Here is a 19,997-nt window from a genome sequence, read left to right as displayed (position 1 = left end):
GTCGGCAACCGCAACCGATCCGTCAACGCGCCATCACCGCTTCAGCAGCAGGTCGCCCTCGGCAAGGCCGGAAAAAGCCACGGGCCGGGCCGCGCTGCGCTACGATGCAGGCCCGGCCGCGATCCGGCCGGTTCCCGACCGACAGGAGGCTCCATGGCAGGAAGAAAAGGCGCGATCGCCTTCGGCCTCGTCTACATACCGGTGGAGCTCTACCCCGCCACCCAGGACGACGCCGTGCGCTTCAACCAGCTGGCGAAGGAGAGCATGCAGCGCGTGCGCTACGTGAAGACATGCCCCGACTGCAACCGGGAGCTGGGCCCGGAGGACATCGTGCGCGGCTACCAGTACGAGAAGGGCAAGTACGTGGTGGTGAGCGACGAGGAGCTGGACGCCATCAAGACCGACGCCGACCGCGCCATGAAGATCGTGCAGTTCGTGGACCTGCAGGAGGTGCCGCCCGTCTACTTCGAGAAGCCCTACCAGGTGATGGCCCAGCCCGGCGGCGAGAAGCCGCTCGAGCTCCTGCGCCTGGCCATGGTCGAGGAGGGCAAGGCTGCCATCGGCACCACGGTGCTGGGCAACTCCGAGACGCCGCTGGCGCTCATCCCTTACGGCGACGACCTGGTCATGATGACGCTGCACTACCAGAGCGAGGTGCGCGACCTCCCGAAGCCGGCCGAGCGCCCCGCCGTGGGCGAGGCGGAGCTGGACATGGCGAAGCGCCTGGTGGAGAGCATGGCCGAGCCCTTCGACCCCGCCCGCTTCAAGAACGCCTACCAAGAGAAGCTCATGGGCCTCATCCAGGACAAGATAGCCGGCAAGCAGGTGACCCCCGAGAAGCCCGCCTCCCAGCCCGCGAACGTCATCAACCTCATGGACGCCCTCGCTGCCAGCCTGAAGGCCCGCACCGGCGAGGATGCCGGAGAAGCGAAGGCGAGCAGCAGCACCGAAGGCGGGAAGGCTCCCAAGCCGAAGCGCAAGCCCCCCGCGAAGCGCGCCGGCTGACCGCCGTCTGCCGCACGGCCGGGGAAGCGCGGGCAAGGTCGCCCGATGCATCCGGCCCCAGCGGAAGAGAAGCCCCCGGCTGCTGCTGCATCCGGGGGCTTTCCGAGGAGAGAGAGGGGGCGAAAGGGGGTTCGCGCTTACGCCACGGGCGGGGTGCCCTCGGCGTTGCCGAAGATGGCGTCGATCATGACGAGCGCGTCCATCGGAAGGGCGGAGGTGCCCACGGCGCGGAACGCGGGGGTGCCGGGGAAGCAGCGGGCGCACACGTCCTCGACCGCGGCGAGGTCCGCGAGGTCGCGCAGGTACACGTTCACCTTCACGGCGTCGGCCATCGTGTGCTCGACGTTCTCGATGATGGCCTGGATGTTCTTGCACGCCTGCTCGGCCTGCTCGGCCACGCCGCCGGCGACGAGCTCGCCCGTCGCGGCGTCGACGCCCAGCTGGGCGGAGATGTTGTTGTAGTGCGAGAAGGCCACGGACTGCGTGGAGAGCGCGCTCACGGGGGCGGCGTCGGTGTTGTTCGCCTCGATGATCAGGCCGTGACGGGCCTCGACCTCCTGCGGGGGCGTGCCGTCGCCGTGCGACACGACGGCCTCGATCTGCACGAGCGCGTGCAGCGGCAGGTCGGCGACCTCGACGACCGTGCGGGCAGGCAGGTAGCCCACGGCGCGCGCGATGCCCGAATCCGGGAAGAAGCGCGTGTACACCTCGTCGACGGCGTCGATGTCGGCCAGGTCCTTCAGGAAGACGGTGATCTTGACGATGTCGTCGAAGGGCACGTCGACGCTCGTGAGGACGGCCTTGATGTTCTTGAGGCACTGGGCGGCCTGCTCCGCGACGCCGCCGACCACGATCTGGTTCGACGCGGGGTCGAGGGGCAGCTGGGCGGAGATGTTGTTGTAGTGCGAGAAGGCCACGGTCTGCGAGGACAGGGCGTCGTAGGGCGCGTTGTGCGTGTTGTTCACGTACTTCACGAGGTCGCCGGCCTGGGGCGCGTCGGGGATGGTGCCCTCGCCGTTGGTGAGGAGCGCCTCCACCTGCACGAGCGCATCCAGGGGCAGCGCCGCCACGGCAAGGTTCGTGCGGGCGGGCACGTAGGTCGGGAAGTAGGCCCGGAACGCCTCGTCCACGGCGTCCAGGTCGCGGATGTCGCGCACGAACACGGTGAGGCGCGCCACGTCGCCCAGCGTGTGGCCGATACCCTCCGCCACGGCCTCGAGGTTCTCGAAGCACTGGGCGGCCTGCTCCAGGGCGCCGCCTTCGACCAGCTCGCCGGTCTCCGGGTCGAGGGGCAGCTGGGCCGACAGGTTGTTGTAATGGGAGAATGCCGCGGTTTGCGCGTGCAGGGGGCTTACGGGCGCGCCCTCCACGTTCCGTGCCAGGACTACATTGTCACCGCTCATTGGGGTACCTGCTTTCTCGAGTGCTCGCTTGACGATTGCGTTCGTTCGGCCCGTGCGGCTCCGCGCTTCCCTTGGGGATGCGGCCCTGCAAGGCCCCCCGCTTTGCGGGAGGGCTGCATTATATCGTTTTGTGCATCTGCACAAAATACTTTTCAGGCGATTTACTGACCAGCGGAAAAGGTGTTGACCGACCGTTTACCGCAAATTCTGGAAGGCCTTGCAGAGCCTATGCGGAAATCCGGGGGCGCGGTCCCCGTTTCATGCAGGATTACGGTATCTACCGCTCACCGATTGGCCTTGCGCACGGTGGCGGCGCGGGGTCCGAACGGGATCAGGACGGCGTCTTCTCGGGCCAGAGCCGCAGCACGAGCCTGACCGACAGCACGCCCACGGCCACGCCGACCACGGCGCCCACGAGGATGTCGCTCGGGTAGTGCACGTACAGGTACAGGCGCGAGAAGGCGATGAGGCACGCCAGCGCCACGCCGGCCACCTTGAGCGCCACGGACAGGCGCCCCCTGCCGGGCACGCAGCAGAGCGCGGCGGCCGCCGCGAACGACACCATCGAGTGGTTCGAGGGGAACGAGTCGCCGGCAGGCGGCGGGACGAGCAGGCCCATGAAGCCGTAGGCCTCGAACGGCCTCACCCGCCCGAACAGCGGTTTCAGCACCAGCATGCCGAGCGCCGCCGTGGCGGCCACGGCAAGCACCACGGCCACGCCGTAGCGGCGGTGCCGCGGCTGGGCCGCCAGCACGGCGCCCGCGACAAGCCACACGAGCGCAAGGTCGCCCAGGTGCGTGGCCGCGAGCATGAGCGCGTCCATGAGCGGCGAGCGCAGGTGCGCCTGGATGAAGTCGAGGACGGCGATGTCCATGCGCTGCGCTACCCTAACCGCGCACCGCCGGGGCACCGGCCCTCGGCGTCATCGCCGACGAGGAGGGATAGGAGCCCGGTGCACCCGGCGAGCACGTCGTCGTAGGTGACGTCGAAATCGCCCGTGTACCACGGGTCCGCCACGTCGCGGTCGGAGCCGGCGAACTCCAACAGCTTGCGGCAGCGTCCCTCGGCCCCCCGCCCCAGCTGGAGGCGCAGGTCGCGCATGTTCGCCTCGTCCATGCCCACGAACAGGTCCCACTTGTCGGCATCGGCGCGGCCCAGGCGGCGGGCGGTCTTGCCCGAGCAGTCGATGCCCTGCGCCTCCAGCACGCCGCGCGTGCCGGGATGCACGGGGCTCCCGATCTCGTCGTCGTGCGTGGCGGCCGAGGCGATGGAGAAGCACCCGTCCAGGCCGCGCCGCTCAACGAGGTCCTTCATGACGAACTCGGCCATCGGGGAGCGGCAGATGTTGCCGTGGCAGACGAACAGGATGCGGAAAGGCGCGGTCATCGGCCCTCCTCCTCGTCCGGCTCGAGCGCCTCCGCGTAGCGCTCGTACAGCTCGGGCACGCGGCGCTTGAGGCTGACGGGCTTGAACGTGGCGGCATCGACCAGGCAGTGCGTGCTGCGGCCCGTGCAGCACGGCTTGTCGGCGTCCATGTCCTGCCCTTCCTTGAACACCTCGTAGGCGTACACGGTCTTCGTCGGGCGCGACAGCACGACGCGCGTGCGCACGATCGCCCCCTCCCCGTAGCGCAGCGGCTCGCGGTAGTCGCATTCCATGTGCGTCACCGGCGACATGAGCCCCGCCTCCTCGATGCGTGCGTAGGGGTAGCCCAGCGCCTCGAGGAACGCCGTGCGCGCGTCCTCGAAGTACAGCAGGTAGTTGGCGTGGTAGACGACGCCCATCATGTCCGTCTCGCCGTAGCGTATGGTTATTGGCGTGCAAACCCGCATGGCCGCTCTCACGTCCCTTCCGTTTTGATACCATGGTCCTATGGGCAATATCGTATCGTATATCCAGGAAAACCAGCGAACGTTCGCGGAATCACCGTTCAACCCCGTCGACAGTCTCGTGTTCTCCACGCTCTGCTACTTCAACTACGAGGCGTGCGGGCTCGTGGACCCCTCGTCGCCCGAGCGCGTGCTCCTGCACGACGTGGTGGCGCTCGCCGACTGGCGCGCCCTCACGTGCGCGAGCTGGCTGGAGGACGCGAAGGACGCGCGCGCGTTCCTGCGCGTCCTCATGGCCAGCCGGCGCTTCCGCGATGTGAAGCTGGCCTTCTACGCCAACGAGCGCTCGGATGCCGTGGAGAAGCAGTTCTCGGCAACGACGTTCGTCGTCCCCGGCCGCGTCGCCGCCGAGGCGGAGGGCGCGCTCTACGAGGGGCGAGCCTGCGGGGCGCGCGCCGGGCGAGGCGAGTTCGCCTGCCTGGCGTTCCGCGGGACCGACGGCAGCTTCGCGGGCTGGAAGGAGGACTTCAACCTCTGCTTCAAGGAGGTTATTCCCTCCCAGCGCGCGGCGGCCGCCTATCTCTCGGGCGTGGCGTCGGCCGTGGAAGGGCCGCTTGTGGCCTGCGGCCACTCCAAGGGCGGCAACCTTGCCGAGTTCGCGGCGCTCGTGGTCGACGGGGGCGCCTACGCGCGGCTCGCGGGCGTCTACAACCACGACGGGCCCTCGTTCCTGGACGATCCGTCGCCCCGCATCCACGACGGGCGCTTCGCGGCGCTGCTGCACAAGACGGTGCCCGAGTCCTCCGCGTTCGGCATGATCTTGGAGCGGCGGCCCGACTACCGCGTGGTGCAGTCCTCTGCGCTGTCGGTGTTCCAGCACGAGCCGTTCTCCTGGCAGGTGGACGGCGACGACTTCGTGTACCAGGATGCGCTCAACCGCGCGGCCGTGTTCTTCGACGAGGCGCTGGACGCGTGGCTGCGCGGCAAGACGCCGGCCGAGCGCGAGCGCTTCATCGACACCATCTACGAGCTGTTCGCCTCCACGGAGGCCAGCACGTGGGCCGAGTTCCAGGAGGGCCTTTTCGCGAACACGAGGCGGCTGCTGGGCTCGGGCACGAAGCTGGACGCCGAGACGAAGAGCTTCATCTGGAAGACGCTCGGCAGCTTGGGCGGCATCCTGAAAGACGAGACCGTCAGGCGCTTCAAGCCCTCCCCGTCCACCTGGCTGGCACGGCGGCGCGAGGCGTACGACCGGAAAGGACGAAGGCAATGAGCGAGGTATCGGCAGCAGGCGGCATCGAGGAAGGCGCGGGGCGGCGGGCGCCCTACGGCCGGCTTTCCGCTCGCATGGCGTTGCAGCTGGCCGCGCCTCACACGTGGCCGGCGGCCATCCTGCCGGCGCTCGTCGCCGTCGCCGCCGCTGCTGCGACGACGGGGGGCGTGTCGGTGACGATGGCGTTCACGCTGCTGGCCATCTGCGTGCTCATGCAGTCCGCCGTGAACACGTTCAACGACTACTACGATTACGTGAAGGGCGCGGACTCCGCGGACGACAACGTGGACCCGACCGATGCCGTGCTGGTGTACAACAACGTGGACCCGCGCGCGGCGCTCGCGCTGGCCGTGGGCTTCCTCGCGGCGGCGTTCCTGCTCGGCGCCTACGTCATCTGGGCTGCAGGGTGGATACCCCTCGCCATCGGCGCCGTGGGCGCCGTGGTCGTCGTGCTGTACTCGGCGGGCAGGACGCCCATCTCCTACCTGCCCATCGGCGAGCTGGTGAGCGGGCTCGTCATGGGAGGCCTCATCCCGCTCGCCTGCTACCAGGCGCTCACGGGCTCGTTCGACCTGCGGGCGCTTCTGTGGGCCGTGCCCACCGTGCTGGGCGTGGGCCTCATCATGTTCACGAACAACACCTGCGACGTGGAGAAGGACGTCCAGGCCGGGCGCCGCACGCTTTCCGTGCTGCTCGGCCGCGAGCGGGCGCGGCGGCTCTACCATGCCGTGCTCCTCGCGTGGATCGCCGCCATCGTGGCGCTCGTGGCCGTGTTCTTCACGGGCGGGCTCGTGGTGGTGCCGTTCATGCTGCTGGCCGCCTGGCCGCTCGTGGGCGCGCTGCTGAAGAACCCCCTGGCGCCGCCCGCCCGCGTGGGGGCCATGGCGCAGGTGTGCAGCGTGAACGTGGCGCTCGGGGCGTTCTACGCCGCCGCCATCTTCGCGAGCGGCGTCGTTCTCGCCGTATAGGGATCGCAGCCTGCCCGGCGCTCGGCCGTCGGGCAGGCGCGACAGAGCAAGGAGGATGCGCTATGGAGATCGTCCGTTTCGCGGTGGGGATCGCGCTGCTCGTCGCGTCGGCCCTGCTGGCCGTCCAATTATGGAACGGTCGCTGGCAGTTCCTCGTGGCCCGGCCCGAGCACACGAGGAAGGGCACGTTCTTCCCCGCCGGCACCCGCGAGACGGGCCGACGCCTCTCCTGGGTCATGGTCGCCTGCTTCGCGGTGGTCGCCACGCTCATGGCGTCCGAGATGGGGCGGTTGGCGGGCAGCGCCCTGTTCGTGCAGGCCGGCTTCGTGGTGAGCGGCGTGGCGCTCCTGGCATACGGTGGCTGCATCGTGTGGACCGTGGCCTGTCACTGCAAGGTGCACGGCCGCCCCTACTTCGCCGGCGGCTCTTCGCGCCTGGTCGTCACCCTCGCAGCCACCTGCATCGTGCTCACGGCCCTGTCGCTGCTGTTCGCCTGACGGCATACGGGCAAAACGCGTAGGCGCCGGCTTGCCTGCACGACTACTTCGTGATGAGCACCGGCACGGGCGAGGCGTGGAGCACGGCCGTGCTCACGCTGCCGAGCATGCCCTTGATGGCGCCCAGGCCGCGGCTGCCCATGACGATGAGGCCGCAGGGCTCCTGAGCCGCCTCGCGGACGATGGCCTCCTGGGGCTTCCCGAACGCCACGCGCAGGTCGACCGCGCCCTCGTGGTGCGCGATGCGGTCGGCAACCTGCTCCTCGAGGGCTTCGAGGCTCGCCTTCTCGTCGCCGCCGAGCGACAGCAGCACGCCTGCAGCGCGCGCCGCGGCTACGAATGCGGGATCCTCCATCTTCAGAGGATCGCTGACGCTCAGCACCACCACCCGCGTGCCCAGCCCGCATTCAACGAGCTCGAGGGCGTCCGCCAGTGCACGGTTCGAGGGTGCCGAACCATCGTATGCGACCAAGATCGCTCCGTAACCCATAGCAAACCCGCTTTCTCCCGTGTCCAAGGCTGCGCGAACCGGCAGCCCATCAGGCACCTTGCTCGTTTCCCTCATTCTACCATGCCCGCAATCTCCAGAGAACCCATCGGCAGCCGACCCCTCTCCTTCGGCAGGAGCGCTATAATCAAGCCGAAGGCAACCAAGGATACGATACAAGACTGCGAGGTTTCGGATGGATGGCACCACTATCGCCGCCTTTGCGGCGGCCACGGCGGCACTCGTCGCGTTCGCGCTGGCAGCGTTCATGTTCTGGAAGGGGAAGTGGCTGTTCCTCGTGGCGGGAGGCGCCGCAGCCGTCGAGGAGGCCGAGAGCGCCGTCGGGTCCGCGGCCGGGCTCTCCGGTGCGGGCGGCGTCCGCAAGATGGGGCGGCGCATGGCCGTGGTGCTGCTCGCAGCCTGCGTGCTCGTGGCCACGCTGCTCGCGTTCGAAGGGGCGAAGCTGGCCGGCAACGCCCTGCTCGCCTCTGCGGCCACCCTGGTCAACAACGTGGCGTTCGTGGCTTTGCTTGTCGCCATGGTGTGGTTCTTCATCGTGCAGCGGCCCGACCGTCCCAAGGAGAGCGCCTCCTCGCAAGATCCCCGCATGGCCTCCCGTGCGCACGCCGCGCGCCTCGACCACCTGCCCCTCGCCACCATCCTGTTCACCCTGGCCATCATAGCCGTCGTCGCCCTCGTGGGCATCCTGTTCGCCGGGCTGTAGGTCGAGTACCTACTCCCAGCGCACCTGCACGAGGTCGGGGAAGGCTGTCGGCAGGGCGGCGAGGTCGAACGTCGCGAGCAGCTCCTCGGGGGTGGCGGGGTCGCAGGTGGGCGCGAGGCCGGTGAGGCCGGCGATGTGTCCGACGACGGCCGCGGGCGTCTTGAAGCGCGCGAGCAGCGCATCGAGGGCGGCGTCGCGGTCCCGCTTCGAGAGGCGCCGGTCGCGCTCGGCGACGAGCAGCGGGACGTGCGCGTAGTCCGGATGCGGCAGCCCCAGCAAGCTCTGCAGGTAGATCTGCTGCGGCGTCGAGCACAAGAGGTCCACGCCGCGCACCACCGAGCTCACGCCCTGCTCGGCATCGTCCACCACCACGGCCAGCTGGTAGGCGTACGCCCCGTCCGAGCGGCGAACGAGGAAGTCGCCGCAGTCCTGCGCGAGGTTCTGCGCATAGGGGCCCTGCACCTGGTCGGTGAACGCCACCTCCTCATGGGGCACCCGCAGGCGCTGGGCGGGCGTGCGCTCCAGCGCACGTGAGGCGCGCTCTGCGGCGGAAAGCTCCCGGCACGTGCCCGGGTACACCGGCTTCTCGCCCCGATGCGGCGCGGAGGCGGCGTGCAGGTCGGCGCGCGTGCAGAAGCAGGGGTACACGAGCCCGCGCGCGGCCAGCCCGTCGAAGGCGGCGCGATAGGCCTCCGTGCGGTCGTGCTGGAAGTACGGCCCCTCGTCCCAGGTGAGGCCGAGCGCCTCGAAATCGCGCTGCACCGCGTCGATATAGGCCGGCTTGGAGCGCTCGGCGTCGAGGTCCTCGATGCGCAGCACCATCCGCCCGCCCTGCGACTTCGCCACGAGCCAGGCGACGAGCGCCGCGAACACGTTGCCCGCATGCATCCTCCCGGTCGGGGACGGCGCGAAACGCCCGACGACGGGGACGGTTGGCGAGGCGGCGGCCATGCGGTGCCCCCTACTTCCTCAGGTCTTCCACGTGCTTGGCCTTGCCGGTGGTGCGCTCGATGCCGCCCGGCTCCACCAGCTTCACGCGCACGCCCACCAGGAGCACGCCCTTGAGCTTCTCCTCTATGGCGCGCCGCAGGCCCTCCATCTCCTCGAACGAGTCCGAGAACGCCTCGGGCTTCAGCTCCACGTGCACCGTCATCCTGTCGAGGCCGTTCGCCGTCTCCACGACGATGCGGTAGTGCGGCGTGACGCCCCGGATGCCGGAGAGCACGTCCTCCACCTGGCTCGGGAACACGTTCGTGCCGCGGATGATGAGCATATCGTCGCAGCGGGCGCGCACCTTCTGCATGCGCGCGCTCGTGCGGCCGCAGGCGCAAGGCTCGCATACCACGCGCGTCAGGTCGTGCGTGCGGTAGCGCAGCACGGGGATGGCCTGCTTGTCGAGCGGCGTGAGCACGAGCTCGCCCATCTCGCCCTCGCCCACCGGCTCGCCGGTCTCGGGATCCACGACCTCCCACAGGAAATGGTCCTCGGCGATATGCTGCATGTCGCGTGCCGCCAGGCACTCGCCCGACACGCCCGGGCCCATGACCTCGGTCAGGCCGTAGTTGTCGGTACATACGATGTGCATGCGCTCCTCGATCTCGGCCTTGAGGCCCGGCGGGCACGGCTCGCCCCCGAACAGGCCCACGCGCAGCGTGGACGCCTCCCAGTCGAATCCCAGCCGCTCCCCCACCTCGCACATATGCAGGGCGTAGGAGGGCGTGGCAATGAGCACCGTGGTGCCGTAGTCCCCTATCATGGCGATGTGCCGCTCGGTGTTGCCCGAGCCGGCGGGGATCATCATGCAGCCGAGCTTCTGGCAGCCGTAGTGCAGGCCGAAACCTCCGGTGAACATGCCGTAGCCGAACGCCATCTGCACGCGGTCGCCGGGCACGACGCCCGCCATCTGCGCCAGGCGTGCGATGCAGTCGCTCCACACGTCCATGTCGTGCGCGTTGTAGCCCACGACGATGGGCTTGCCGGTCGTGCCGGAAGAGGCGTGCAGCTCCACTACCTCGTCGAGCGGCACAGCGAACAGACCGTAGGGAAACGTGTCGCGCAGCACGGACTTGTCCGTGAACGGCAGCTTGCGCACGTCGTCGAGCGAGCGGATGTCTCCCGGCGCCACGCCGAGGGCGTCCATGCGCTCGCGGTACCACGCCACGCGATCGTAGGTCCAAGCCACCTGGGCCTTCAGCTTCTCCAGCTGGAGCGCGCGCACCTCCTCGCGCGGTGCGCACTCCCTGGCGCGGTCGTAGACGGGCAGGCCGGCGAAGTCGCCGGCGCGGGCCGCCGCAAGAGCGGCTCCCTTCGCGGTCAGGTCTGCCACGGCGCTCACCGCCCCTCGGTGCACGCCGTGGCGCTGGGGCCGTCGGAGCCGAGCGCCCGCGCCAGGTCGTCCTGACCGATGAGCTCCACCGGCTCGCCCGCCAGCAGCTGCTCCGCGCGCGCAAGGTCCTTCACGGACAGCGCGATATAGGTGGATATGAGCGAGTAGCTGTACGTGACGTTGATGCCGCAGTCGGCCATGACGCCCATGACCCGTGCGAGCTCGCCCGGCTCGTCGTTCAGGCGCGCGCACAGCACATCGGTCGTCGTGGCGGCGGCACCCATGTCCACGAGCACGTCCAGCGCGCGCAGGGGGTCGTCCACGATGAAACGCACGATGCCGTAGTCTCCCGTGTCGGAGGCGCTGTAGCCGCGCACGCTCACGTGCGCGTCCTCGAACGCGTCGAGCACACGGCGCAGATGCCCCGGCTGGCTTTCCAGGAACACGCTGATCTGCTGAACGCTCATGCTTCCCGCACCCCCTCCGCGCCGTCGGCTGGCAGGGCGAACGCGCGACCGGCGCGGAATGCCGCCAGGTTCGCCTCCACGGTCTTGGGCGGCACGCGGTCGGCCAAGACGCGCTCCCATGCCCCGACGGCAAACGGCAGCCGCGTGGACAGCGCGCCCAGCAGCACGACGTTCACCGACTTGGCGCTGCCCGCCTCGCGGGCCAGCTCCCCTGCCGGGATGAGCGTGGCTCCCCTGTCGGCGAGCGTCTCGCGGGCCCGGGCGGGCATGGAGGCGCGCCCCGTGGCAACGGGCAGCGGCTTTATGGCCTCGTCGGCCACCAGCAGGTAGCCGTCCTCGGCCAAAAACGACAGGTTGCGCAGCGCCTCGGTCGTCTCGAACGACACGACGCAGTCGGCCGTTCCGGGGTCGCACACCATGGAGGACACCTCGTCGCCGAAGCGCACCACGGTGGTCACGGCGCCGCCGCGCTGGGCCATGCCGTGGATCTCCGACACCTTCACCGAGGTGCCGGCCTCGAGTGCCGCATGGGCCAGAAGGTCGGCTGCCAGGATGGTGCCCTGGCCGCCCACGCCGCAGAGCAGCACGGTGGTCGCGTTCTCGTTACTCATGGGAGCCCCCTTCCGGCTGCTCGATAGCGTTGAAGGCGCAGTACTGGGCGCACTGGCCGCACCCGATGCACAGGCCCGGATCGATGCTGGCGCAGCCCGTTCCGGCGTCCTTGGCGATGGCCGGGCAGCCGAGCGTCGGGCACACGCCGCACGCCGTGCAGGCCCCCGTGACCAGGAAGGCCGGCTTGCGCGTGCGGTCGAGCAGCACGCAGGGCGCGCGGAACACGAGCACGGACAGCTCGTCGGTGCCCGTGGCGTCCTTGAGCGCTGCGCGCACGGCACGCGCATCGTGCGGGTCGACGGTGCGCACGTCCTCCACGCCCAGCGCGCGCACGACGCCCTCCAGGTCCAGCTCGCGGCTCGGGCGCTTCTGCAGCGTCTCGCCGTTGAAGGGGTTGCCTTGGCGGCCCGTCATGGCCGTCGTGCGGTTGTCGAGCACGCACACCGTGCCCCCGCCGCGGTTGTACACGGTGGAGATGAGCGACGACAGGCCCGAATGCGCGAACGTGGAGTCCCCGATGACGGCCACCACCGGGCGATGCTCCGTCCCCGCCAGCGCCAGCTCGAAGCCGTGCGCCATCGACACCGACGCGCCCATGTCCACGCACGTGTCCATGGCGGACAGCGGCGGCAGCGCGCCCAGCGTGTAGCAGCCGATGTCGCCGGTGACGATGGCCTTGAGGCGCGTGAGCTCCTTGAACACCAGGCGGTGCGGGCAGCCGGGGCAGAGCGCCGGCGGGCGGCCGGGAAGGCCCTCGGGCGTCGGGGCGTGCGGGGGCTCCGCGAGCCCGAAGGCGGCGCGGACGAGCCCGGGCGTGAGCTCGCCGTCGGCCGGCAGCGGATGCGCGAACGGGGCTGCCTCGATACCCAGCGCGCGCACGCTTTCGGTCAGGTACTCGGACGCCTCCTCCACCACGTAGAGCGCCTCAACGCTCGCGGCGAAGGCGCGCAGCGCCTCGGCGGGCAGCGGCCAGGTGCAGCCCAGCTTGAAAACCGACGCGTCCGGCAGCGCCTCGACCACATGCTGGTACACGGCGCCCGCGCACACGACGCCCACGGCGTCGCCGCGGCGCACGACCTCGTTGTAGGGGCACGTCTCGGCCCACGCGCGCAGCGCCTCGACGCGCGCCAGCTGGTCGCGGCGGCGCGGTTTGGCGAAGGCGGGCATCATGACCCACTTCGCCGCGTCCTTCTCGTAGGGCTTGAGCGCTGCCTGGGCGCGCGGGCCGGGCTCCACCGGCGTCTTCGTGTGCGACACGCGCACCGTGGAGCGGATGAACACCGGCACGTCGAAGCGCTCGGACAGCTCGTAGGCCTCTCGCGTGAAGCGCAGCGCCTCGGCGGAGTCGGCGGGATCGAGCATGGGGATGTGCGCCGCGCGGGCGTAGTGGTGCGAGTCCTGCTCGTTCTGCGACGAGTACATGCCGGGGTCGTCGGCGGCCAGCACCACCAGGCCGCCCCCCACGCCCGTGTAGGCGGCGGTGAACAGCGGGTCGGCCGCCACGTTCACGCCCACGTGCTTCATGGTGGACAGCACGCGCGCGCCCGCGGCGGAGGCTCCCACCCCCACCTCGACGGCCACCTTCTCGTTCACGCACCACTCGGCGTACACGCCGTCCTTCTTGGCGAACGCCTCGAGCGTCTCGGTTGAGGGCGTGCCGGGATAGGCGACGCCGATGTGCGCGCCGGCCTCCCATGCCCCCTGGGCGATGGCTTCGTTTCCTGACATCAATTCCATAAGCGACCTTCCCCCGCTTGAGATTACCATGGCGAATTATACGGCAACGAATGCCGAGCGGCCCGCTCAACCGTCGTAGGCGGAGGAAATCCGCGGAAGGGGGCGCATCGGCGGGCGCCGCACGAGGGTGGCACGTCCGCAGGAGCTTCCGGGAACAGCGGCGAGGGCCCCTCGACTCGTCCGCTTCGAGGAAACGCTACCTCCGGGACGAGATCGGAGCCTATGGCACGTTTCCCACGCCTCCGCACGGACAACATCGGGAAAGCACCAGGTCGCGGAAGTCACGGCAGCGCACGATGCGCGGAGATCATGCCACAGCCTCCGATCTCGTCCATTAGTCTTTTGGTCATGTATACGAGCACATGGGGAAGCGCGGGGCTTTGCGGAGAAGGAAGGAGGAAGTGGCTCTCTTTTTATCAGCCGGTCGGGGCCGTGCGGGCGATGAGAGCCGCCCCCGGCGCACCGGAACGTCCCGGAGGTCCACCGCATGCGCCGGGGCGGCCGCCCTTGTCCGCACGGCCCCGGCCGGCTGGTGAAAAAAAGGGCCTCGCCGGTTGATACCGAGGGCAATCGGCTAATAGGTGGAGGGCATGCGGCTGATAGCGCGGCCGATGGCTGGTCGCCAACGAGGGTACGGCAGACGGATGAGGGCGCAGGGGGTTGGCGAAGGAAACGCTCGGCGATGATGAGGGAGCAACCGGCTGGCGGGTGCAGGAGCAACCGGCTGGCGGACGAAGATCACGACGACCGCTTCGCCCGCCGGCGCGCGCATGGGCTTGGCGACGCCCGGTGGCGGCCTCACGCTACCGGGCGTCGCTCCCCTATTCCTCCTGGTACAGCAGGCAGAACGCGCCTATCTGGATCACGTCGCCATTGCACAGCTTGCGCGGGGCGTCCACGCTGTCGTTGTTCACCCACACGCCGTTGAAGGAATTCGTGTCATGGATGGCGTAGCCGCCCTCGCACGGCTCGATGAGCGCGTGCTCGCGCGACACGGTCATGTCGTTCAGGAACACGTCGCGCTGGGGACTGCGGCCGATGGTCTGCGGCGCGTCGCCCAGCTGGATGACCACGCCGGTCTGCGGGCCGCGCACGACGCGCAGGGCTGCTGCTGCGGCGGGCTTGGCCTCGGGCGAGAACGACTCGTCGGGCAGCGCCACGGGGGCGAAGCGCTGCGTGGAGCCGAGCAGCTTGAAGCCGCAGTGCGGGCACGCCGCGTCGTCAGGCGCCAGCTCGTTGTTGCATACGGGGCATCTCTCGGTCATGTGCGGCTCCTTCTATCGGGCGCGCCGCCTAGCCGGCGACGGCGGTCTTGTCTACGACGAGCGGCGTCTCGTTCAGCGTGACGGCCGAGGCGGCCTGGGGCTGGCCGGACAGGCCCCTGAACAGGCGGTCCCACCAGATGCCGATGCCCTGGAACACGTCGGGCGCCGCCACGTCCTCGCAGGCCACGAGGTCGAGCGTGGCGATGGTGGCGTTGCGCTGCTTGAACGTGATCGTACCCACCTTGTCGCCGGCCTTCACGTCGCCCTTGACCTCGTCGAACTCGAGCGACTGGCTCACGTTGCCGTTCAGGTCGAATATGCGCACCGACGCCTCGGGGTCGGAGAGCGTGGCCTTCACGGTCTTGTCGATCCATTCCGTGTGCGGCACCTCGGCCACCACGGGCACTTCGGACGTCTGGCCACCCGCCGTCATGGAGGTCGTCTGGGCGCTGTTGGCCAGCGGATAGTCCATCTCGTGCCCGTAGACCCACTCGAACAGCGTCTCGGCGTCGTTGAAGCGCTGCGCCTCGGACGTCGAGTGGATGACGATGGCGTAGAGCTCCAGCTCGCCGTTGCTCGCCGCGCCGGCGAACGAGGGGCCTGCGAGCGCCGTGAAGCCGGTCTTGATGCCGATGGCCTTGTCGTAGTAGTCCATGAGCTCGTCGGTGGACTCCAGCTCGATGGTGGCCCTCGTGCCGTCCGCGCGATCCACCACGATGCCCGTGTCGCCGCCGCCGACGATGGTCCGGAACGTCTCGTTCCTCATGGCGTACCGGGCCATCTTCGCCACGTCGGCGGCGCAGCTGTGCTGGTCGCCGGCGAACTCGCCGTCGTCCAAGCCGTGCGGGTTCTCGAACACGGTGTCGGTGCAGCCGAGTTCCGCCGCCTTCGCGTTCATGGAGGCCACGAACGCGTCCTCGCTGCCGCCGATCGTCTCGGCGATGGCCACGGCGGCGTCGTTGCCCGACGGCACGAGCAGCGCCTTGAGCGCCACCTCGAGCGGCATGGCGTCGCCCTCCTGCAACCCTGCCGACGATTCGCCCACCGCCGCGGCGGCCGCCGAGACGGTAACGGTCGAATCGAGCGACACGGCGCCGGAAGCCACGGCATCCAGCGCCACGATGGCCGTCATGACCTTCGTGATGGAGGCGATCTGCGTGGGGCTGGTGGCGTTGCGCTCGAAGTAGACGGTGCCGTCCGCGTCCATGACCAGCGCGTACTCCGCGTCGATGTTCGGGCACTGCGCCACCGACAGGTCGCGCGCCTCCACCGTCTGGCCGTAGACGACGTCGGCCTTGCGCACATCGGCGAGCGCCGGTGCGGGCGCGGCAACGCCCCAGGCAAGCGTGAAGGCGAGCGCGCAAGCCACCAGGCCCGCGCGCCGTGCCTTCACGGTCTGCTTTATCGTGTTAGTCCAGGTCATAGATGTCTTCGGGTCGTACCGGCTCGAAACCGGCAGCTTTCAGCTTCTCCTCGATCCCACTATCGCCGTCCACCTTGAGCACGTCAATGGCAACGTTCTCGTTCACGGAAAAACAATAGCCGTACTCTATGTTGGCTTCCTGCTCGTCCATGAAGGAAAGCAGCTTGGCCAGGCCGCCCGGCACGTTGGGCACGCGCACGCCCAGCACGGGGGTCACGGCCGCACGGTAGCCGGCGGCCTTGAGCGCGCCGGACGCCGCCTCGGGCGTGTCGCACAGCAGGCGCACGACGCCGAAGTCGGCCGTGTCGGCCAGGTTCAGCGCATGCAGGTTGATGCCCGCGTCGGCGAGGGTCTGGCAGGCGGCGGCCAGGCGCCCCTTCTCGTTCTCCAGGAACACGGTCAGCTGGTCGATCATGGCTTACTTCCCTTCCCTCTGGTCGATGACGCGCTTCGCTTTGCCCTCGCTGCGGGCAATGGTCTTCGGCTCGACGATCTTGACCTCCACCGACACCTGCAGGTTGCTCTTCAGCTCCGCGCCCAGGCGACGCTTCAGGTCCTCGATCTTGCGCACCTCGTCGATCGGGAAGTCGGGCACCGTCTCCACCTGCAGCTCCACGTGATCGAGCGGGCCGCGCGTGGTGAGGATGATCTGATAGTGCGTGGCGATCTCCGGGAAGCCGGTGATGACCTGCTCGATCTGCGAGGGGAACACGTTCACGCCGCGGATGATGAGCATGTCGTCGGTGCGGCCGCGCAGCTGGTCGATCTTGCGGTGCGTGCGCCCGCATGCGCACGGCTCGGAGATGATGCGCGTGACGTCGCGCGTGCGGTAGCGCACGAGCGGGCAGCACTCGCGGGTGAGCGTGGTGATGACGAGCTCGCCCCACTCGCCGTCGGGCACGGGCTTGAGCGTCTCGGGGTTCAGGATCTCGCAGTAGAAGTGGTCCTCGGCCACGTGCAGGCCGGCGCGTTCCGCGCACTCCATGGCCACGCCCGGGCCCATGATCTCGGACAAGCCGTACACGTCGCAGTACTGGATGCCCAGCTTGGAGGCTATCTCCTCGCGCATGTTGTCCGACGCCGGCTCGGCGCCGAAGATGCCGCCCGAGATCTTGAACTCGGTGGCCGGGTCGTAGCCCATCTCGATGGCGGTGTCCGCGATGAGGAGCGCGTACGAGGGCGTGCAGGCCAGGATGTCCGTGCCGCAGTCCTTCATCATCTGCACCTGCCGGCGCGTGTTGCCCGACGACGTGGGGATGACCGAGCAGCCCATGGCCTCGCCGCCGGCGTGCGCGCCCAGACCGCCCGTGAACAGGCCGTAGCCGTAGGATACCTGGATGGTGGAGTTCTCGTCGCCGCCCACCATGGCGATGCCGCGGGCGAAGCAGTCGCCCCAGTTCTTGAGGTCCGACGCCGTGTGGCCCACCACCGTGGCCTGGCCCGTCGTGCCGGAGGAGGCGTGGATGCGCGCCACGTCCTTCTGCGGCACGGCGAACAGCCCGAACGGGTAGGCGTCGCGCATGTCCTGCTTCACGACGAACGGGAGGCGCTCCAAGTCCTCGAGGGTCTGGAGGTCGTCGGGGACGACGCCCGCCTCATTGAAGGACTGCTGGTAGAACGCCACGTTGTCGTAGGCGTGGCGGACGCTTTGCTTCATGCGCTCGAGCTGGAGCTCGCGCAGCTGCTCGCGCGGCATGGTTTCGATGTCTGGCTGGTAGTACACGGGTCGGTCACCTTTCCTCGTTCTGCTTCTTCGCGGCGTCGTCCCCGGCGGCCGCGCCGTCCGTCTTCTCCTGGGTCTCGGGGCCCGCGACCACGACCTCGGTGATGGGATCGTACGTCGAGTAGAACGGGTCCTCGTGCAGGATGCTTCCGTCGGAGGAAGTCACCGTGCGGATCACCGTGATCTTCCTGCCATCGGTGCCCGCGGTCTTGACGTAGCTCGTGCCCGGCGCCATGGAGTCGTCGCGCTCGGTCTTGGTCTTGTGCTTCTCCCCCTCGGTCCACTCCCCCACGTCGGTGCTCACGTGGTAGCCCGGATCGACTCCGTACAGTGTAACGGTTACGGACGTGTCGGTGTAGCTGGTGCGCATCAAAACATCGGAAGCGCCGTCGTTCTTCCACACGAGGTCGAGCTCGTCCCAGCTGACCGCCGCGTCGCGGCCGGCGGGGTAGCTGGCGATGTAGAGCGAGTGGTTGTGGCGCGTGGGAACGGGGTAGCCGGCGTCGTACACCGCGTTGAACACGGTGGTGGCCACCTGGCAGATGCCGCCGCCCACGGCGTCGTCGTACTCCCCGTCGATGATGGCGCCTGCGCCCAGGAAGCCGCGCTCGGCGTTGCACTCGCCCGACGTGCCGTTGAACGACCAGGTGCCGCCTGCCGGGGCCACGGAGTTGTTCAGCAGGTCGGATACGAGGCGGATGTTGTGGTTGCGGTTCTCGGTGCCCGCGCCGCTCGTGAACTCGGTCGTGTACGAGGATATCTCGGCCACGAGCCCGAGCGAGACGGCCTCGTCGAACGTGGACGTCTCGGGGGCGGTGCCGCTGCCCACCGCCACCTCGACGGGCTGCCCGGGGCCGGGCCGGTGCGCGCTCGCGGAGCCGCCGTCGCCCCCCGCGCCGTCGCCGGCCCCGAACAGCGCCGCGTCGAGCGCCCGCGCCGTCTCGGCCGCGAGCGGCACCTCGCCCGCGCCGTCCGTGCGCACGCGCACCTCGTCGTCTGCGCGCTCGAACGTCACGTGCACGGGGTCGCCCGTGCGCGTCTGCTGCACGTGGGCGAGGATGGCGGGCTTCGCCTTCGCCTCGTCCAGCGACGGTGCGAGAACCCAGCCGCCGTCGTGCTCAACAGGCGTGGCGACCACCCATTCTCCCAGGTCGGCAGCAGTCGCCTCCCAAGAGGTGCCCGCCCAGGTGAAGCGCGCGCCGTCGGCGATGGCGGCGTTAACGGCATCGCAGGCCGCCTGGGCCTCGTTGCGGTCGATGCGCAGGGGCGCGTATTCCGCGCGCGCCACGAAGGAGCCCCTGCCGTCCGGGCTCGTAAGGTAGGCCCGGTCGAGCTCGCGGGCGAACGCCGCGCGGTCGACCATGGAGCCGTCGTGCCCCTCCGTGACGCGCGCCTGCCCCGCGTCCACGGCCAAACCGAAGTCCACGCGCGGGCTGCCGATGGTCGCGTCTATGTCGGCGGCCAGCTCCTCCAGCGCGCCCGCATCGTAGTCGGCCCGCACCTCGACGGTCCATCCGCCGAAGAGCGCCGCGAGGCGCGCGCCCAGCCCGCCCTCCTCGCGCCCCACCGCGAGCGCCTCCTCCACCAGCTGCTCGGCGGGCAGCACGGCTCCGAGCGCGGTTGCGTCGGCCGTCCACAGCTGCTTGGCCGCCCGCGCCTCCTCCACGGAGCGCTGTTCGGCCAGGGCCTCGTCCTCGGCCTGGGCCGCCGCGTCGGCGACCCGCGCTGCGGCGTCGTCGCTCGCGAAGACGGTGGCGGAGCCCGCCGCGAGGCGCGCGGCGTAGGCCTGCTCCACCAGCGCGCGCATCTCCTCGGCATCCTTGCCGGACACGTCCACCTCCCCGATGCTCACGCCGGCGTAGGCCTTTCCCCAGTTCAGCCCAAAGTCAACCGCGCCGCCTGCCACGAGCGCCGCTGCCAGCACCGTCACGGCCAGCGCCACGCGGCTGCGACGCACCAGCGAGCCGAGGGAGCGCGCGGCCCAGCTTGCCCCGCGCCCGGCGAGCGCGAGCACGGACAACAGCGCCCGCCCCGTGAATCCGAGCGCGCGGCGGACGGGGCCTCCTGCAGGCGGCTTGCCCGGGGCGCCCTTCGTCCAGAGCAAGGGGGCGTTGTAAGAGGGGGAAGCCTGCCCGCGCGCAGGGGATGCGCCGCCCTTGCGGGTCGCCGCGGCATGGGATGCGCGGGCAGAGGGCCTTCCCGCCTTGGGCGATGCGGGCGAAGAAGCGCGCCCGGCTCCGGCGGCAGGGCCCTTTGCG

The 19,997-nt window shown here is 69.8% G+C and carries 20 protein-coding genes; 5 read left to right on the top strand and 15 right to left on the bottom strand.

Features of this window, described 5'->3' with window-relative positions; genetic code table 11:
* Window positions 1-153 precede the first annotated feature (153 nt).
* Complete coding sequence (gene ku, locus BN3560_RS14180; protein ID WP_096226500.1) at window positions 154-1,005, top strand: non-homologous end joining protein Ku; 852 nt, start codon at window positions 154-156, stop codon at window positions 1,003-1,005.
* Window positions 1,006-1,142: 137 nt separating this feature from the next.
* Here ku and BN3560_RS14175 read toward each other — a convergent pair whose 3' ends face one another.
* From BN3560_RS14175 to BN3560_RS14160, 4 genes are all read right to left on the bottom strand, one after another.
* Window positions 1,143-2,408, bottom strand: coding sequence for a RidA family protein (locus BN3560_RS14175; protein ID WP_096226499.1), 1,266 nt, complete (start codon window positions 2,406-2,408; stop codon window positions 1,143-1,145).
* 331 nt (window positions 2,409-2,739) lie between these two features.
* On the bottom strand, window positions 2,740-3,282 hold the full coding sequence (locus tag BN3560_RS14170; protein ID WP_096226498.1) for a phosphatase PAP2 family protein: 543 nt from the start codon (window positions 3,280-3,282) through the stop codon (window positions 2,740-2,742).
* A gap of 8 nt (window positions 3,283-3,290) precedes the next feature.
* Window positions 3,291-3,794 carry a low molecular weight protein-tyrosine-phosphatase gene (locus BN3560_RS14165; protein ID WP_096226497.1) on the bottom strand — a complete coding sequence of 168 codons (504 nt, stop codon included), beginning with the start codon at window positions 3,792-3,794 and terminating at the stop codon, window positions 3,291-3,293.
* Window positions 3,791-4,240 carry an acyl-CoA thioesterase gene (locus BN3560_RS14160; protein WP_087189793.1) on the bottom strand — a complete coding sequence of 150 codons (450 nt, stop codon included), beginning with the start codon at window positions 4,238-4,240 and terminating at the stop codon, window positions 3,791-3,793. Before BN3560_RS14160 ends, BN3560_RS14165 begins: the two co-directional genes overlap by 4 nt.
* A gap of 40 nt (window positions 4,241-4,280) precedes the next feature.
* Between BN3560_RS14160 and BN3560_RS14155 the strand changes: the two genes are divergently transcribed.
* The 3 genes from BN3560_RS14155 to BN3560_RS14145 all read left to right on the top strand — a co-directional run bounded on the left by BN3560_RS14155 (window position 4,281) and on the right by BN3560_RS14145 (window position 6,975).
* Window positions 4,281-5,510 (top strand): Mbeg1-like protein, encoded by a 1,230-nt coding sequence (locus tag BN3560_RS14155; RefSeq protein ID WP_087189794.1) that lies wholly within the window; start codon window positions 4,281-4,283, stop codon window positions 5,508-5,510.
* Entirely contained in the window at window positions 5,507-6,478 is a 972-nt protein-coding gene (locus BN3560_RS14150) for a prenyltransferase (protein WP_096226496.1), read from the top strand. The genes BN3560_RS14155 and BN3560_RS14150 overlap by 4 nt, the downstream gene beginning before the upstream one ends.
* Before the next feature lie 62 nt (window positions 6,479-6,540).
* Window positions 6,541-6,975: a lipocalin gene (locus BN3560_RS14145; RefSeq protein ID WP_096226495.1), complete on the top strand. Its 435-nt coding sequence runs from the start codon at window positions 6,541-6,543 to the stop codon at window positions 6,973-6,975.
* Between the two features lie 43 nt (window positions 6,976-7,018).
* Here the strand turns inward: BN3560_RS14145 and BN3560_RS14450 are convergent, their stop codons facing one another.
* The gene (locus BN3560_RS14450; RefSeq protein ID WP_157780516.1) at window positions 7,019-7,465 is read right to left on the bottom strand and encodes a universal stress protein; all 447 of its coding nucleotides are present in this window, start codon (window positions 7,463-7,465) and stop codon (window positions 7,019-7,021) included.
* Between the two features lie 193 nt (window positions 7,466-7,658).
* On the opposite strand from BN3560_RS14450, the gene BN3560_RS14445 reads away from it, so the two are divergent.
* Entirely contained in the window at window positions 7,659-8,186 is a 528-nt protein-coding gene (locus BN3560_RS14445) for a hypothetical protein (protein ID WP_157780515.1), read from the top strand.
* 9 nt (window positions 8,187-8,195) lie between these two features.
* Here the strand turns inward: BN3560_RS14445 and gluQRS are convergent, their stop codons facing one another.
* From gluQRS to BN3560_RS14090, 10 genes are all read right to left on the bottom strand, one after another.
* Window positions 8,196-9,137: a tRNA glutamyl-Q(34) synthetase GluQRS gene (gluQRS, locus tag BN3560_RS14135; protein WP_096226493.1), complete on the bottom strand. Its 942-nt coding sequence runs from the start codon at window positions 9,135-9,137 to the stop codon at window positions 8,196-8,198.
* Window positions 9,138-9,147: 10 nt separating this feature from the next.
* On the bottom strand, window positions 9,148-10,512 hold the full coding sequence (locus BN3560_RS14130) for a phenylacetate--CoA ligase family protein (RefSeq protein ID WP_227115562.1): 1,365 nt from the start codon (window positions 10,510-10,512) through the stop codon (window positions 9,148-9,150).
* Window positions 10,513-10,517: 5 nt separating this feature from the next.
* Entirely contained in the window at window positions 10,518-10,979 is a 462-nt protein-coding gene (locus tag BN3560_RS14125) for an amino acid-binding protein (protein ID WP_096228528.1), read from the bottom strand.
* Complete coding sequence (locus BN3560_RS14120) at window positions 10,976-11,590, bottom strand: indolepyruvate oxidoreductase subunit beta (protein WP_096228527.1); 615 nt, start codon at window positions 11,588-11,590, stop codon at window positions 10,976-10,978. The genes BN3560_RS14125 and BN3560_RS14120 overlap by 4 nt, the downstream gene beginning before the upstream one ends.
* Entirely contained in the window at window positions 11,583-13,328 is a 1,746-nt protein-coding gene (locus tag BN3560_RS14115) for a thiamine pyrophosphate-dependent enzyme (protein WP_096228526.1), read from the bottom strand. The genes BN3560_RS14120 and BN3560_RS14115 overlap by 8 nt, the downstream gene beginning before the upstream one ends.
* Window positions 13,329-14,149: 821 nt before the next feature.
* The gene (locus tag BN3560_RS14110; RefSeq protein ID WP_096228525.1) at window positions 14,150-14,593 is read right to left on the bottom strand and encodes an FHA domain-containing protein; all 444 of its coding nucleotides are present in this window, start codon (window positions 14,591-14,593) and stop codon (window positions 14,150-14,152) included.
* A 28-nt stretch (window positions 14,594-14,621) separates the two neighbouring features.
* Window positions 14,622-16,016: a D-alanyl-D-alanine carboxypeptidase family protein gene (locus BN3560_RS14105; protein ID WP_096228524.1), complete on the bottom strand. Its 1,395-nt coding sequence runs from the start codon at window positions 16,014-16,016 to the stop codon at window positions 14,622-14,624.
* Window positions 16,003-16,431 carry an amino acid-binding protein gene (locus BN3560_RS14100; RefSeq protein WP_096228523.1) on the bottom strand — a complete coding sequence of 143 codons (429 nt, stop codon included), beginning with the start codon at window positions 16,429-16,431 and terminating at the stop codon, window positions 16,003-16,005. The genes BN3560_RS14105 and BN3560_RS14100 overlap by 14 nt, the downstream gene beginning before the upstream one ends.
* 3 nt (window positions 16,432-16,434) lie before the next feature.
* Window positions 16,435-17,739: a phenylacetate--CoA ligase family protein gene (locus BN3560_RS14095; RefSeq protein ID WP_096228522.1), complete on the bottom strand. Its 1,305-nt coding sequence runs from the start codon at window positions 17,737-17,739 to the stop codon at window positions 16,435-16,437.
* Between the two features lie 7 nt (window positions 17,740-17,746).
* The gene (locus BN3560_RS14090; RefSeq protein ID WP_227115560.1) at window positions 17,747-19,843 is read right to left on the bottom strand and encodes a VanW family protein; all 2,097 of its coding nucleotides are present in this window, start codon (window positions 19,841-19,843) and stop codon (window positions 17,747-17,749) included.
* Between the last annotated feature and the right edge of the window lie 154 nt (window positions 19,844-19,997).

This window comes from Gordonibacter urolithinfaciens (genome assembly GCF_900199375.1).
Lineage (GTDB): Bacteria > Actinomycetota > Coriobacteriia > Coriobacteriales > Eggerthellaceae > Gordonibacter > Gordonibacter urolithinfaciens.
The sequence above is the reverse complement of the archived record's forward strand: the minus strand, read 5'-3'. Positions and strand labels throughout refer to the sequence as shown.

Bases quoted from the DNA above. Each gene is read 5' to 3' on its own strand.
- ku (WP_096226500.1), top strand. From the start codon at position 154: ATGGCAGGAAGAAAAGGCGCGATCGCCTTCGGCCTCGTCTACATACCG.
- BN3560_RS14175 (WP_096226499.1), bottom strand. From the start codon at position 2,408: ATGAGCGGTGACAATGTAGTCCTGGCACGGAACGTGGAGGGCGCGCCC.
- BN3560_RS14170 (WP_096226498.1), bottom strand. From the start codon at position 3,282: ATGGACATCGCCGTCCTCGACTTCATCCAGGCGCACCTGCGCTCGCCG.
- BN3560_RS14165 (WP_096226497.1), bottom strand. From the start codon at position 3,794: ATGACCGCGCCTTTCCGCATCCTGTTCGTCTGCCACGGCAACATCTGC.
- BN3560_RS14160 (WP_087189793.1), bottom strand. From the start codon at position 4,240: ATGCGGGTTTGCACGCCAATAACCATACGCTACGGCGAGACGGACATG.
- BN3560_RS14155 (WP_087189794.1), top strand. From the start codon at position 4,281: ATGGGCAATATCGTATCGTATATCCAGGAAAACCAGCGAACGTTCGCG.
- BN3560_RS14150 (WP_096226496.1), top strand. From the start codon at position 5,507: ATGAGCGAGGTATCGGCAGCAGGCGGCATCGAGGAAGGCGCGGGGCGG.
- BN3560_RS14145 (WP_096226495.1), top strand. From the start codon at position 6,541: ATGGAGATCGTCCGTTTCGCGGTGGGGATCGCGCTGCTCGTCGCGTCG.
- BN3560_RS14450 (WP_157780516.1), bottom strand. From the start codon at position 7,465: ATGGGTTACGGAGCGATCTTGGTCGCATACGATGGTTCGGCACCCTCG.
- BN3560_RS14445 (WP_157780515.1), top strand. From the start codon at position 7,659: ATGGATGGCACCACTATCGCCGCCTTTGCGGCGGCCACGGCGGCACTC.
- gluQRS (WP_096226493.1), bottom strand. From the start codon at position 9,137: ATGGCCGCCGCCTCGCCAACCGTCCCCGTCGTCGGGCGTTTCGCGCCG.
- BN3560_RS14125 (WP_096228528.1), bottom strand. From the start codon at position 10,979: ATGAGCGTTCAGCAGATCAGCGTGTTCCTGGAAAGCCAGCCGGGGCAT.
- BN3560_RS14120 (WP_096228527.1), bottom strand. From the start codon at position 11,590: ATGAGTAACGAGAACGCGACCACCGTGCTGCTCTGCGGCGTGGGCGGC.
- BN3560_RS14115 (WP_096228526.1), bottom strand. From the start codon at position 13,328: ATGGAATTGATGTCAGGAAACGAAGCCATCGCCCAGGGGGCATGGGAG.
- BN3560_RS14110 (WP_096228525.1), bottom strand. From the start codon at position 14,593: ATGACCGAGAGATGCCCCGTATGCAACAACGAGCTGGCGCCTGACGAC.
- BN3560_RS14105 (WP_096228524.1), bottom strand. From the start codon at position 16,016: ATGACCTGGACTAACACGATAAAGCAGACCGTGAAGGCACGGCGCGCG.
- BN3560_RS14100 (WP_096228523.1), bottom strand. From the start codon at position 16,431: ATGATCGACCAGCTGACCGTGTTCCTGGAGAACGAGAAGGGGCGCCTG.